The organism is Halorubrum trapanicum, assembly GCF_017873555.1.
Taxonomy (GTDB): Archaea; Halobacteriota; Halobacteria; order Halobacteriales; family Haloferacaceae; genus Halorubrum; species Halorubrum trapanicum.
In genome coordinates this window covers 1-13,890 of record NZ_JAGGKE010000005.1, presented here as the reverse complement: position 1 = coordinate 13,890, position 13,890 = coordinate 1, and the positions used below count along the sequence as shown (strand labels likewise).

Here is a 13,890-nt window from a genome sequence, read left to right as displayed (position 1 = left end):
CCCGCTACTCCCCCGAACCGGTCGTCTCGACGAGCGGCAGCATCGCTTCCAGGTATCGGTCGATCCCGCCCCGCGACTCCGCGACCCACGACTTCTCGTTCGTCGTCGTCCACCGGAACATCGCTCCGGTGGCGAACGTCTGGAGCGTCGACGCGACTTCCGACGCGGCGACGGAGCGGTCGCCGTTCGTCCCCTCGGCGCCGTCGCGGGACGCGTCGGCCGCCGCCTCGCGGACGAGTCGCTTGAGGTACTCGCCGAAGACGCGGTCGCTGCGGTCGAAGTGTTCGCGGTACGCCTCGTCGCTGCCGGCCTGCGACCGGAGTTCGGTCATCACCGTGACGAACCGCGCGTCGGGGGCGTACTCCTCGTCGAGCGACGCGGGATCGACCGCGGCCGTGAGGTAGCCGTCGAGCTGGTCGCGCGCCGAGCGATCGAACGCCTCCTCCGGGGCTATCTCGGTCCCCACCCTCGCGGCCGCGTCGTCTCCTTCCGACGGCTCTGCGACGGCCCCGTCGGCGATGGACGCCTCGAACTCGTCGAGCAGGAACCCCAACAGATCGATCAGCAGGTCGTCTTTCCCGTCGTAGTGGTGATACACCAGCGAGGGACTCTTGTCGAACTCGTCGCCGATCCGCTGGATCGTGACGTTCGCGTACCCGTGTTCACAGAGCGCGCGGAACGCCGCGCCGAGGATCGCCTGTCGGGTGTCCGACGGCTCCGCGAACGGGTCGTTCATACGTCGCGTAGACGAGTGCGCTATATATGGCCCCTGATTGAACGTTCATTCAACACGCTTATTCCTCGGGAGACCGAGCGGACCGTATGACTCGTTTCGACGCGTCACGGTACGGCCGGTCGGCGCCGCCGACCAGCTCCGCCCGCGGGACCGCTGGAGGGGATCGATGAGTCGGTCGACGCGGCTCGCGACCGTCGCGCTCGCCGTCGTCGCCGCGAGCGCGCTCCTCGTCGGCGTCTCGCTCGCCGGCGCCGCGGCGCCGAGCGCTGGGGGCGCCTCCGGCGGCGGCTCCGCCGCGCTCTCGGGGGTCGACGGCCCGATCGCAGACGGCGCCGTCGCGCAGACGGAGTCCGACCCGACCCCCAGACAGATCCGCGGGTCGCCGGTGCTGGATCTGTTCGTCTCGCAGCGGTCGGTGCCCAGCGGCGCCGAGTCGACGGTGACCGTCGACATCATCAACACCGGCGAGATGGAGATCGGCAACCAGCTTGACTCCCGGGTGACCACCGCCCGCGGGCTCACCCTCGAAGTCGACGACGGCGACGTACCGGTCGACGTTGAGGACGGCAAGATACCGGTCGGCGACGTGCCGACCTCCGCGAGCCCCGTCTCCGTCCCCCTCGACGTGACCGTGCCCGACGACGTGCCCGACGGCAGGTACGAGGTGGAGGCGACGGCCCGCTACCGGTACACCTTCGAGGTCATCCCCGAGTTCAACGACCACAAGGACCGCCGGGGGATCGACGACTTCGACCTGACCATCGTCGTCGACGACGGCGCGCGCTTCGCGGTGCTGGAGACCGACACCGACGCGCAGGTCGGCGGCGGCGGCGACGTGACCGTCACGATGTCGAACGTCGGCGATGAGACCGCCCGCGACGCAGTCGTCTCCGGAACGACGACCAGCCCGGGGGTCCGGCTCGGGTCCGGCGAGGGCGGCGGTCAGTCGTTCGTCGGCGACTGGTCGCCCGGCGAGAACCGGACGGTGACGTTCGACTCGTCGGTCGGCGAGGCGTTCGGCGGCGGCGCGTACGCGCTCTCCTCGACCGTCGACTACCGCGACCCGAACGGGGTCGACGCGACCGCGGCCGCCGCGCGCGCCGGCGTCGTCCCGATCCGCGAGCAGGCGTTCTCCCTGGACGATGTCTCCGGGACGCTCGAAGTCGGCTACTCCGGGACGGTCTCCGGCACGATCACCAACGAGGGACCGCTCGACGTCGAGAACGCGGTCCTCGTCGCCGACTCCGGGAGCAACCGCGTGAGCCTCGGCGAGAGCCGGTACGCGCTCCCGACGATCCCGGCGGGCGAGTCCGCGGAGTTCTCGTTCGACGCCGACGTGAGCGGGAGCGCGGACCCCGGGCCGCGGCAGTTCCGCTTCACGACCGAGTACGACAGCGGCGACGCGACGGTCGCCGTCGAAGAGACCCGCCGCGTCGAGGTCGCGCCGCGACAGCCCGAGTTCGATCTCGCCGTCGACAACGCCACGGTCTCGGCCGGCGAGACCACGCGGATCGACGTGGAGATCACGAACCGGCGGCCGGAGACGCTGTCGTCGATCAACGCCGGTCTCTACGCCGACAGCCCGCTGACGGCGGTCAACGACGAGGCGTTCGTCGACGAGCTGGAGCCCGGCGAGTCCGAGGAGATCTGGTTCGAGGTGTCGGCCGCGCCGGGCGCGAGCGTCGAGGACCACCCGATCGAACTCGACTTCCGGTACGACGACGAGCGGGGCAACGACCGCATCTCGGACGTCACGCAGGTCCCGGTGTCCGTGACCGCCGCCGTCGACGACGGGGGCGCGCCGACCGGACTGATCGCCGTCGTCGTCCTGCTCGTTGTCGCCGCGGTCGGCGGCGCCGTCTGGTACCGACGGCGGTGATCAGATGACGGGACACGCCACTGAACGCCGAGCGACGGCACGCCGGACAGCGGGGCGCCGGTGACCGCGGCCGACCGCGTCATCGAGCGGATCGACCGCGTCGTCACGGAGCGGCCGCTGGCGGTGATCGCGGTCTTCCTGCTCGTCACCGTCGCCTTCGCGGGCGGCCTGACGGGTATCGAGACGAGCGCGGGCGCGGACCAGTTCACCCAGGACATCCCCGCACAGCAGGCGCTCGACGAGATCGACGAGGAGTTCGAGACGTCGATCGGCGGCTCCGCGACGTCGGCGCAGGTGATCGTCTCCGACGACAACGTGCTCGCTCGCGACGCGCTGATCCGGACCTTGGAGACCCAACACCGGCTGGAGTCGCGCTCGACGCTCCGGGTCGCGTCGACGTCGAGCCACGCGGACGCGATCGCGCGACAGCTGGATCCGGACGCGGCGAACGCGGCCGAGCGGCGCGACGCCGTGGCGGAGGCGACGCCCGCCGAACTGCGGACGGCCATCTCCGAGGCCGACGCGGCCGGGGCGATCGCGGCGCAGGTGTCCGTCGACTACAACCCCACCGCGCAGGCGGCCGACACGGCCATCGTGGGGATCTCCTACGACCTGCCGGACGCGGCGACGACGGCGCGGGTCACTGAGCTTCAGACCCGCAGCGTCGACGTCGTCGACTCCGTCCCGGGCAACGAGGCCGGCGAGAACGCGATCCTCTTCGGCGACGGCGTCCTCCAGTCGGAGATCACCTCGCTGTTGACCGACACCGCGATCATCGTCTTCCCGGCGGCGCTAATCCTGATCGTCGGATTCCTGATCTTCTCGTACCGCGATCCGTTCGACATGGCGATCGGACTCTCGGCGCTGCTCCTGTCGCTCCTGTGGACGTTCGGCTTCATGGGCTACGCCGGGATCCCGTTCTCGGACTCGCTCGTGACCGTCTTCCCGCTCCTGCTCGCGGTCGGGATCGACTTCGGGATCCACATCGTCAACCGCTATCGCGAGGAGCGAGCGACTGGGACGGGGATCGAGACGTCGATGCGGACCACGACCGATCAGCTGCTCATCGCCTTCCTGCTCGTGACGATCACCACGGTGTTCGGGCTGGTCTCCAACGTGGTGAGCCCGTTCGACCCCAACCGCGACTTCGGGATCGTCGCGGCCGCCGGGATCGTCTTCACGCTGGTGATATTCGGCGTCTACCTCCCGGCGGCGAAGGTGCTCTCCGACCGGTGGCGGGAGGGGCTCCCGATCCCCGAGTTCGGCACGAGCGCGCTCGGGTCGGGCGGGTCGCGGCTCGCCCGCGTCCTCCGCGTCGGCGTCGACCTCTCGCGGATCGCCCCGGTCGCCGTCGTCGCCCTCCTCCTCGTCGGCGGCGCGGTCGGCGGCGCCTACGGCACCGGCGTGAACACGGAGTTCTCGGAGGAGGCGTTCTTCCCCGACCAAGACCGACTGGAGACGTACGCCGACCTCCCGGAGCCGTTCGCGCCGACCGACTACACGTTCCTCGACGTGTTGAACCTCTTCGAAGAGGAGTTCGAACAGGACTTCGTGGGGTCGGTGACGCTGTATATCGACCAGTCGGTCAGAGACGACGACGCCTTGGAGCTGATCGACCGGACGACGCGGAACCCGCCGGACACCTTCGCGACGACCGACGAGCGGCGCGCGCAGGCGACGAGCGTCGTCACCGTGATCGACGACCGGGCGGCGCAGGACCCCGAGTTCGCGGCGCTGGTCGAGCGCAACGACCGCCTCGGCAACGGCGTGCCGGACCGGAACGTCGACGAGGTGTACGACGCGCTGCTCGACTCTTCCGCGGGGGGGCAGGCGCGCGGCTACGTGGCCGCCGACCGCGGCAGCGCGCGGATCGACTACACGATCGAGCCGGGCGTCGACAACTCCGAGGCGGTCGCCGACGTGCGCGGCCTCGCCGAGCGCACCCCGCTCGAAGCCGTGCCGACCGGCTCCCTCGTCGTCAACGAGGCGGTGATCGACCTGTTGACGGAGTCGGCGATCCGGAGCCTGTTCGCCGCCTTCGGACTCACGGCGCTGTTCTTAGCGCTGTCGTACGCGTACCTCGAAGGGAAGGCGGTGTACGGCCTCCTGAACCTCGTTCCCGTCCTCGTCACGGTCGGGTTGCTCGTCGGATCGATGCGGCTGTTCTCGATTCCGCTGACGCCGATCAACGCGCCGATACTCTCCGTCTCCATCGGACTCGGCGTCGACTACACCGTCCACTTCGTCCACCGGTTCGTCGACGAGTACAAGTCGGGCCTTCCCATTGACGAGGCGCTCGACGTCACCATCGCCGGGACGGGCGGCGCGCTCACCGGCAGCATGCTCACGACGGTCTCCGGGCTGGGGGTCCTGTGGCTCGCGGTGATCCCCCTGCTTCGGGACTTCGGGGTCCTGCTCGCGCTGGGCGTGTTCTACGCCTACCTCTGTTCGATCCTGCTCGTCCCGTCGCTCGTCGTCGTGTGGGACCGGTACGGCGGGCTGGTCGGACTCGGTCTCGACGACGGACTCCGGGGATCCGGCGCCGAGAGCGGGCGCTGACGGCGGCACTATGTTCGGCTCTCTGTAGCAGTCGTCGAGGAAAAGGCGACGGGTCGGTTCAGCCGACGACGCCGACGAGCAGCTGAGCGCTGACGAGGACGAGGAACGCGGCGCCGGTCGCGAGGGTCCCGGCGGCGACGCCGTGCGCGTTCCCGAGTCCGCGGCTCCGCGTCGCGAAGTACGCGCCGAGGAAGACGAAGCCGACGAGCAGCAGCCCGACGAGCAGGTACGCGACGGTCACCAGCGTGCCGGCGAGCCCCTCGGGGAGGCCGAAGCTGCCGACGCCGAGGAGGATGCTCCCGCCGACCAGTACGGTGACGCCGACGAACGAAATCGCCCACACGACCGGCGTCCGAACGATCTCGCCGAGCGTCGCGACGGTCGCCTCGTAGCGTCCGTCCGCCTCGGTACCCCCGGGGGCGGACCGCTTTCCCCCGATCTCGGCGACTGCGATGAACGTGGCGGCGACGAGTAGGCCCATCAGACCCGTGCTCAAGAGGCTGAGTGATGTCATGGATATCCGTTGTTAGGGCCTCCGTTCGCGCGTACAAATACCCTTCGACGCGCCGTGCTTCGCCCCGCTTTCGGCGCTCCCGGCTCCGGGTTCCGGGAGGCGACTCGCGGGAGCTGGTTCGGGTGGGGAAATCGGGTCCTCGACTCCCGATCGTTCGCCCCGCTACACAAGAGATAAGTGTGCCATCGCTAAGGGAGGTACAAGAGCAGACAGACGAACATGATAGATCCAGTTATCCTACAACAGGGGAACGACTGGCGCGCACAGGCGGAGATCTTCGACGAGATTTTCTTCGTCTTCCTCGCGCTCGGTACCCTCGTCGGCACCATCGTCGTGTCGTACACGCTGTGGAACGTGTACAAGTACCGCGACGACGGCAATCGGTCGGACGAGGAGTTCGACGCGCCGGTCGTGGGCGAGCTCCCGACGGGACAGGGCGGTCCGAAAGCGAAGAAGCTCTTCCTCTCGTTCGGGTTGAGCGCGATCGTCGTCATCAGCCTCGTCGTGTACGCGTACGGGCTGCTCCTCTACGTCGAGCAGGGACCGGACACCGGCGACGAGGGCGACATCGAGATCATGGTCGAAGGCTACCAGTACGGGTGGGCCTACGAGTACCCGAACGGGCACACCGAACGGGGTGAACTGATCGTGCCGGCCGACCAGCGGGTCGACCTCAACATCACGTCGAGAGACGTGTGGCACAACTTCGGCTCGTCGGACTTACGGATAAAGTCCGACGCCATCCCCGGAGATCACAGCGAGACCTGGTTCACGGTGAGCTCCGAGGATGTCGAGGCACAAGGCGGGGAGGCGACGTACCGCGTCGAGTGCTTCGAGTTGTGCGGTTCGGGTCACTCCGCAATGGAGGGACAGATCACGGTCATCCCGGAAGACGAGTGGCAAGAGTGGTACAACAGCACCGGTAACAGCTCCGAGAGCGCCAGTATCGAGGCTCCCGGTGCCGGACTCACCGCTGCGAGCGGGGTGAGCGCATGAGCGGACTCCCGCCGACGACCTCCGTCAAGCGGTGGTTCGTCACGACCAATCACAAGGACATCGGCATCCTGTACACGATCACCGCGCTGTTCTTCCTGCTGTTCGGCGGCGTGATGGCGCTGCTCATCCGCCTCCAGCTGTGGGACCCGACGAGCCAGATCCTCTCCGGACTGGCGTACAACGAGGCCGTCACCGCCCACGGGCTGATCATGGTGTTCTGGTTCCTCTCGCCGTTCGCGTTCGGGTTCGCGAACTACTTCGTGCCGCTTCAGATCGGCGCGGACGACCTCGCGTTCCCGCGGCTCAACGCCTTGTCCTACTGGCTGTACCTGTTCTCGGGCGTCCTGCTCGCGATCAGCTTCTTCCAGGGCGGCACGCTCTCGGCGGGGTGGACGATATACGCCCCGCTCAACGTGCCGATGTACACGCCGAGCATCGGGTCGACCGGCGCGGTGCTCGCGCTCGCGATGTTCGTCACCGGTACGACGGCGTCGACGGTGAACTTCCTCACCTCCATCCACCACTCCCGCGCGGAGGGGATGGGGATCATGGACATGCCGATGTTCACGTGGTCGATGCTCGCGACCGTGTGGATGATGCTGTTCGCGTTCGCCGCGCTGCTCGCGGTCGGACTCATCCTCGCGGCCGACCGCGTCCTCGGGAGCGTCTACTTCTCCGCGACCGAAGGCGGGTCCCTGCTGTGGGGTCACCTGTTCTGGTTCTTCGGTCACCCGGAGGTGTACATCGTCTTCTTCCCGGCGCTCGGCGTCATGCTGGAGCTGTTCCAGACGTTCTCCGGGCGGCGGCTCGTCGGCCGGAAGTGGGTGATCATCGCCATCTGTCTGATCGCCGTCCAGTCGTTCCTCGTGTGGATGCACCACATGTTCCTGACGACGATCAACCTGGAGATCAAGACGCTGATGATGGCGACGACCATCGGGATATCGCTCCCCTTCGACCTGGTCGTCTTCGCGCTGATCTACACGCTGATCAAGGGGCGGATACAGTTCACCACGCCGTTCCTGTTCGCGTTCGGCGCGCTGCTGCTGTTCATCCTCGGCGGCATCACGGGCGTCTTCCTCGGCGCCATCGTGCTCGACTACGAGTTCCGCGGCACCTACTGGGTGGTCGCGCACTTCCACTACGTGATGTTCGGCGGCGCGACGGCGCTGTTCGGCGGGGCCTACTACTGGTTCCCGAAGATCACGGGGAAGATGTACGACGAGCTGCTCGGGAAGCTCCACTTCGTGGTGTTCTTCATCGGCTTCAACGCCGTCTACTTCTCGATGTTCCTCGGCTGGGAGACCCCCCGTCGGGTGTTCGAGTACAACCCCGAGTTCCAGATCTACCACCAGTTCGGGACGATCGGCGCCTTCGTGCTCGGCTTGTCCTTCTTCATCATGTTCTACAACTTCGCGAAGTCCTACGTCTCCGGCGAGCCGGCCGGCGACAACCCGTGGGACTACTCGCGGACGGCGGAGTGGGCGATCTCCTCGCCCCCACCGCTCGAGAACTGGCCGAACCGGCCGTCGTACGCCTCCGGGAAGCTGGAGTTCGTGAAAGACTACGTGCCGGACGGCGGTCCCGCGATGAAGACCGACGACAACGGCGACGTCGCCACTGACGGCGGCGACAGCCACTCGGCGCACATCTCGGAGTACCCCTACTGGGACAAACACCCGAGCCACGCGAGCATCTGGCCGTTCGCGCTCTCGCTGGCGCTCGGCGTCACGCTGTTCGGCTTCTCCGGCTTCGCCGACTCGGTCACCGTCCAGCTGGGCGAGACGGCGGCGCAGAGCGCCGTCACCGTCTCGAACGCGTTGTACCCGATCGCGATACTCCTCGGTATCGTCGGTCTGCTCTACACCGGCGTGAAGTGGGGTCTCGAAGACTTCTACGCGCCCCCGTCCGAGTTCGCCGAGCGTTGGCCGTTCAACGGCGTCGAGAAGGTGAAGCTGGGGATGTGGTTCTTCCTGGCCTCCGACGTGATCGTCTTCGGGGCGTTCATCTCGGCCGCGGTCTTCGTCCGCTACAACGCGGGCTGGATGAGCTGGTCGCCGCTGACCGAGTCGCTGCCGGGACTCATCAACACCTTCGTGCTGATCACGTCCTCGTTCACCGTGATCTTAGCGCTGGTCGCCGCCCGCCGCAAGAGCCGGCAGGGACTCCTCGCGACGCTCGGCGCGACAATCCTGCTCGGGTTCACGTTCATGGCGATCAAGCTGTGGGAGTGGAACCACGAGATATTCGACCGCGGCGTGACCATCTCGGCGAACGCCCACGGCGACCCGATCCAGGCGTCGATCTACTACGTCACGACCGGGCTTCACGGGATCCACGTGCTGCTGGGTCTCGTGATCGCCATCTTCCTGTTCGTCAGGGCGTACCAGGGCCACTACCTCGACGACGAGCGGCCGATCGAGTACTTCGGTCTCTACTGGCACTTCGTGGACATCGTCTGGGTGTTCATCTTCCCGCTGTTCTACCTCTTCTGAGGCGGTTCGCGGCCCGGATCTTTTGTTTCGCACTTACGACGCGTCGTCCTCTCCGAGCGGCTCCGCGCACCACTGACAGAAGTCGAACGTCGGATCGGTCTCTTTGCCGCACTCCGGACAGCGGATCGTCTCCGCGGCCGCCGGAGTTCCTTCGTCCGCCGACGTTTCCGCGGACGCGGCGTCGGGATCGACGCCCGCGTCCGCCGGGTCGGTCGCGCGCGCCGCGTCGCGTTCCCGCTCGTACTCCCGGTTGTTCCGGCGGGCCACGACGTACGCGTCGATCACGCTGGCCCCGACGACCGCCGCGGCGGGCGCGATATCGCGGAGCGGCGGGGGGTTCCCGGTGAACGCGGCGGAGATCGCGGCGTCGGGAACGAACACGACGACCGCCGCGGTGACCGCCAGGTACCAGCCGAGCGCGCGGGCCCACCGACGGAGGTACGCGTGGCCGAGTCCGGAGACGACGAGCGCGAGCAGGGCGGCGAGCCAGGGTCGCCGCAGGGAGCGGTCTGCCATGGCCGACCGTACGGTCTCACGCCCCGAGAAGCTACCCCTCTCTCGGAGCGTTTATGTGGCGGACGCACCCAACTCGGGTATGTTCGGCCTGCCGACCGGCGAGTTCCTCGGCGGAGTCGCGATCGCGGTGTTCGGCGTCGGAACCTGGGGTATCGGTCTCGGCGTCGCGTACCTCCTGTACCGGCGGTGGCGCGGCGACGGGCCGCGGGACGACGAGTAGGCGGCGGCCGTCCGCGTCGTCAGCGACCGACTCGCCTTCCGATTCGGCCACGCTTTTCACCTCGCTCGTTCGATCTCGGGTATGACAGACACTGCGCTCGTCGTCGGCGGCACGCGCTTTATCGGCCGACACACGGTCGAGGAACTGCTGGCACACGACTACGCGGTCGCGATATTCAACCGAGGAAACCACGAGAACCCCTTCGCTGACGACGACCGGGTCACTCACGTCGAGGGCGACCGGAACGACGAGACCGCGTTACGCGCCGCGAAGCTGTCGGTCGAACCCGACGTCGTGATCGACTGCGTCGCCTACCAGCCGGCCGACGTGGAGACCGCCACGGAGGTATTCGCCGACGTCGACGGCTACGTGTACATCTCGTCGGGGTCCAGCTACGCCGCCGAGGAGATCCCCAAACGGGAGGGGGAGACGCCGCTGGAGCCGTGTACCGACGCGCAGGCGACCGACGACTCCCACGAGACGTACGGCAACCGCAAGGCCGAGGGCGACCGCGCGGTGTTCGCGGCCGCCGAGGAGGGCGTTTCGGCGATGGCGGTCCGCCCGTGTATCGTCTACGGGCCGCACGACTACACGGAGCGGCTCGACTACTGGATCGACCGCGTGCTCACCTACGACCGCGTGGTGGTCCCGGGCGACGGACAGAACCTCTGGCACCGGGCGTACGTCGAGGACGTCGCGAGCGCGCTGCGGATCGTCGCCGAGCGCGGCGAACCGGGGACGGCGTACAACGTCGGCGACCGGCGCGCGCTCACCCTCCGGGAGACGCTGGAGGCGATCGCCGACGCAGGCGGGGTCGACTGCGAGATCGTCCCGGCGAGCGACGACGCGCTCGCGGCCGGCGGACTCGAACCCGACGAGTTCACCCTCTACCGCGAGTATCCGCACCTGCTCGACACCTGTGCGCTCGCCGACCTCGGCTGGGAGTCCACGCCGGTCGACGAGGCGATGGCGCGGACCGTCGAGGAACACCGAGAGTCGGACCGCGACGGGAGCGAGTGGGACCCCGGCCGCGAGGCCGAGGAACGCGTTATCGGCGTGAAAGAAACGCTCTGAGAAGGGGCGTTCCCCCGGCGGTCGGTTCGCGTCAGTACGCCGCGTCCCACCGCGCCGGCTTCCGTCGGTTCCCGCAGCCGCGACACTCCATCCGGTCCATCGTGTCGATCGCGACGTCGGTTCCCTCGCAGTTGCCACAGAGGTAGCCGTACCGCCGCTCGTGGTCCGGGTCGGCGTACGCGACGTAGAACGGCGCCTGCGACCCGCGGTCGCTCTCGTCGAACGCGACGTGGACCGTCTCACCCTCCTCGGTCTGGTACGTCGCCTCGGAGATGCCCCTGAGCCGCCCGACCTGCTTCCGGTACTCTCGTTCAGCGAACGTCTCGCCGACGATGTCGACGTCGCGCTCGCCCGCGAGCTCGTACCCCTCGCGCTCGTAGAACTCCGTCCCCGCCTCGTTGTCGGCGAGGACGCGCGCCTCGATCCGGTCGACGTCCGCCGAGCGGAGGGCGGACTCGACGCGTTCGAGTAAGGCGGAGCCGATTCCCGACCCCCTGTGGTCGGGGTGGACGTGGAGCCAGTCGATCTCGCCGACGCGCTCGCGGCGCCCGACCACGTAGCTCTCCGCGAAGCCGACGACGACCCCGTCCACGAGGGCGACGGGGAACACCGCGTCGTCGTCGTTGACGTCCTCGCCGAGGTCGCCGGCGTCGTACCACTCCTCGACGGCCTCGTCCAACAGTTCCTCGTCGACGGCGTGTCCGTACGAGGCCACGAGCGACTCGCGGGCGACCGAGCGGACCGCGTCGATGTCCGCGGCTGTTGCGGCGCGTAGATCCATGCGGGTAGATCTCACCCCGACTACAAAAAACTCGGTCGGCGTTCTCGCCGCGACCCGGCGAGTCTCAGCGGACGAACGGGCCGCGCTGATCGATCGGCTCGCCGTGGGGACGCCCCGAGACCGCGACCGCGCGGAGCGAGTCATCGGTGCTGACGTCGACGGTCTCGGTCTCCGTCACCGGAAGCACGTCGCCTTCGGCGATCGGGTCTCCGCGGTCGGTCCTCCCGACGTGCTCCGTTCCGTCGCCGTTCGCCGCCCCACCGGTGCTCACCGTCCCCGCGCCGTCCACGGCGTAGAGGAAGCCGGTCCAGCCGTCCGGAATCGACCACCGCCACGAGTCGGTGACCTCGACGTCGAGGTACTCCAGCGGCGTGTGCGTCGACAGCGGCGATCTCTCTCCGACGACCGTGGTGACCGTCGCGCCGTCGACCGCCTCGGTCGGAAGCTCGTCGGCCGCGGCGTCCGTGTAGTCGGGATCCATCTCCTTGTCCTCGCGCGGCAGGTTCACCCAGAGCTGGAGTCCGTTACAGCCGGCGCCGTCGGCAGGGAACTCGGAGTGCCGGATCCCGCCGCCGGTCGTGATGTGCATCGCCTCGTTCTCGCGGGCGGTGTTCGTCACGCCGAGGCTGTCCTCGTGGTCCATGCCGCCCTCGATCATGTACGAGACGATCTCGAACCCGCGGTGCGGGTGCATCGGGAACCCCTCGTTCGGCTCGATGTAGAACCGCTCGAAGAGGACGAACGGATCGAGGTGCTGCGGGTGCGCCTCGGTCGGGAACGCTCGATTCGAGTTCACCCCGGTGCCGTGGCGGACGGTCTGGCCCGAGCGGGGCGCCGTCCGGGTCGCGCTCGACTCGTTTTCAGTCACGTTCGAACGGAGCCGACCACAGCCGATAAGCATCACGATTACGGAACTAAGAAATAATCACTTTCTGTACTGTATTTTCAGAGAAAGACGTTTGGTAGTCTTTCCATACGTTTCTACGGTACTACAGACCATACAGATAGTTTACTGGAACGCGTTACAGAGAATCTTCTTACCCGTGGCGCGAGTACGGTGAGACGCAACAATGAGCTACGAACTCGATCCGCTTCCGTACGAGTACGACGCGCTGGAACCGCACCTCTCCGAGCAGGTGCTCGAATGGCATCACGACACCCACCATCAGGGGTACGTCAACGGCTGGAACTCGGCCGAAGAGACGCTCGAAGCGAACCGCGACGCGGGCGACTTCTCGTCGTCGGGCGGCGCCATCCGCAACGTGACCCACAACTCCTCGGGCCACATCCTCCACGACCTGTTCTGGCAGAGCATGTCGCCCGAGGGCGGCGCCGAGCCGGAAGGCGCCCTCGCGGACCGCATCGAGGAGGACTTCGGCTCGTACGAGGCCTGGAAGGGCGAGTTCGAGGCGGCGGCCTCCGCGGCGAGCGGGTGGGCGCTTCTGGTGTACGACACGTTCTCGAACCAGCTCCGTAACGTCGTGGTCGACAAGCACGACCAGGGCGCTATCTGGGGCGGGCACCCGGTGCTCGCGCTGGACGTCTGGGAGCACTCCTACTACCACGACTACGGCCCGGCCCGCGGCGAGTTCGTCGACAACTTCTTCGAGGTCGTCGACTGGGAGGAGCCGTCCGCCCGCTTCGAGCAGGCCGTCGAGCTATTCGAGTAATCGGGTAATCGGACGCGTCACGCGTCCGAGACGCCGGTTCCACGCTCCTCGCGCCCGGCCGCCGGCGACGGAGCGGGACTGTGGGCAGCCGCGGCGGCCTCTTTCTCTCTCTTCGGCCTTCGCACGCCGCTTTTTCCGAGAGCTTCCGCTCGAAACGGCTGTTCTCATATAAATGGTAGTCAGCAGGCCGGTGGTGAGCATCCCCAAAGCCCCAGACGCTCGCTTATAAATGACTGATTGTAGATCGACGGCGAACACCTCCAAAGCCCCAGCCGGGAGGGTGGCGTACGCTCGCTGTGCTCCTCGGTCGCTCACTCCGTTCGCTCCCTACGGTGCTTGCGTCGCCTACGCCACCCTCCCGGCTGCCCCTTTGAGTCCCGCCCCGCACAGCGACCGCACCTCACGCCTCCCCAGCCTCGTCGCTGGCGGCGCGAGCCGCCCCCGACAACC

The 13,890-nt window shown here is 68.0% G+C and carries 12 protein-coding genes; 7 read left to right on the top strand and 5 right to left on the bottom strand.

All coding sequences use genetic code 11. The features are described from left to right. Nucleotides 1-4: 4 nt before the first annotated feature. On the bottom strand, nt 5-736 hold the full coding sequence (locus tag J2744_RS07110) for a TetR/AcrR family transcriptional regulator (protein WP_209546100.1): 732 nt from the start codon (nt 734-736) through the stop codon (nt 5-7). A gap of 166 nt (nt 737-902) precedes the next feature. On the opposite strand from J2744_RS07110, the gene J2744_RS07105 reads away from it, so the two are divergent. Then, nucleotides 903-2,615, top strand: coding sequence for a COG1361 S-layer family protein (locus tag J2744_RS07105; protein WP_209546098.1), 1,713 nt, complete (start codon nt 903-905; stop codon nt 2,613-2,615). 60 nt (nt 2,616-2,675) lie between these two features. Continuing rightward, nucleotides 2,676-5,174 carry an efflux RND transporter permease subunit gene (locus J2744_RS07100; RefSeq protein WP_209546096.1) on the top strand — a complete coding sequence of 833 codons (2,499 nt, stop codon included), beginning with the start codon at nt 2,676-2,678 and terminating at the stop codon, nt 5,172-5,174. Nucleotides 5,175-5,232: 58 nt separating this feature from the next. Here the strand turns inward: J2744_RS07100 and J2744_RS07095 are convergent, their stop codons facing one another. Further along, nucleotides 5,233-5,655, bottom strand: coding sequence for a hypothetical protein (locus tag J2744_RS07095; protein ID WP_209546465.1), 423 nt, complete (start codon nt 5,653-5,655; stop codon nt 5,233-5,235). 252 nt (nt 5,656-5,907) lie between these two features. Between J2744_RS07095 and coxB the strand changes: the two genes are divergently transcribed. Then, entirely contained in the window at nt 5,908-6,684 is a 777-nt protein-coding gene (gene coxB / locus J2744_RS07090; RefSeq protein ID WP_209546094.1) for a cytochrome c oxidase subunit II, read from the top strand. Then, nucleotides 6,681-9,179: a cbb3-type cytochrome c oxidase subunit I gene (locus tag J2744_RS07085; protein WP_209546092.1), complete on the top strand. Its 2,499-nt coding sequence runs from the start codon at nt 6,681-6,683 to the stop codon at nt 9,177-9,179. Before coxB ends, J2744_RS07085 begins: the two co-directional genes overlap by 4 nt. 33 nt (nt 9,180-9,212) lie before the next feature. Here J2744_RS07085 and J2744_RS07080 read toward each other — a convergent pair whose 3' ends face one another. Next, nucleotides 9,213-9,695, bottom strand: coding sequence for a zinc ribbon domain-containing protein (locus J2744_RS07080; RefSeq protein ID WP_209546090.1), 483 nt, complete (start codon nt 9,693-9,695; stop codon nt 9,213-9,215). Nucleotides 9,696-9,774: 79 nt separating this feature from the next. On the opposite strand from J2744_RS07080, the gene J2744_RS07075 reads away from it, so the two are divergent. Together J2744_RS07075 and J2744_RS07070 are read left to right on the top strand one after the other, a co-directional pair. After that, entirely contained in the window at nt 9,775-9,915 is a 141-nt protein-coding gene (locus J2744_RS07075; RefSeq protein ID WP_209546088.1) for a hypothetical protein, read from the top strand. 81 nt (nt 9,916-9,996) lie between these two features. Further along, entirely contained in the window at nt 9,997-10,989 is a 993-nt protein-coding gene (locus J2744_RS07070) for an NAD-dependent epimerase/dehydratase family protein (RefSeq protein ID WP_209546086.1), read from the top strand. Between the two features lie 31 nt (nt 10,990-11,020). Here J2744_RS07070 and J2744_RS07065 read toward each other — a convergent pair whose 3' ends face one another. Both J2744_RS07065 and J2744_RS07060 read right to left on the bottom strand, forming a co-directional pair. After that, nucleotides 11,021-11,770, bottom strand: a complete 750-nt coding sequence (locus tag J2744_RS07065) for a GNAT family N-acetyltransferase (protein ID WP_209546084.1) — start codon at nt 11,768-11,770, stop codon at nt 11,021-11,023. Nucleotides 11,771-11,834: 64 nt separating this feature from the next. Further along, nucleotides 11,835-12,638, bottom strand: coding sequence for a pirin family protein (locus tag J2744_RS07060; protein ID WP_209546083.1), 804 nt, complete (start codon nt 12,636-12,638; stop codon nt 11,835-11,837). Between the two features lie 202 nt (nt 12,639-12,840). Between J2744_RS07060 and sod the strand changes: the two genes are divergently transcribed. Continuing rightward, entirely contained in the window at nt 12,841-13,440 is a 600-nt protein-coding gene (gene sod / locus J2744_RS07055; protein ID WP_209546082.1) for a superoxide dismutase, read from the top strand. Nucleotides 13,441-13,890 lie beyond the last annotated feature (450 nt).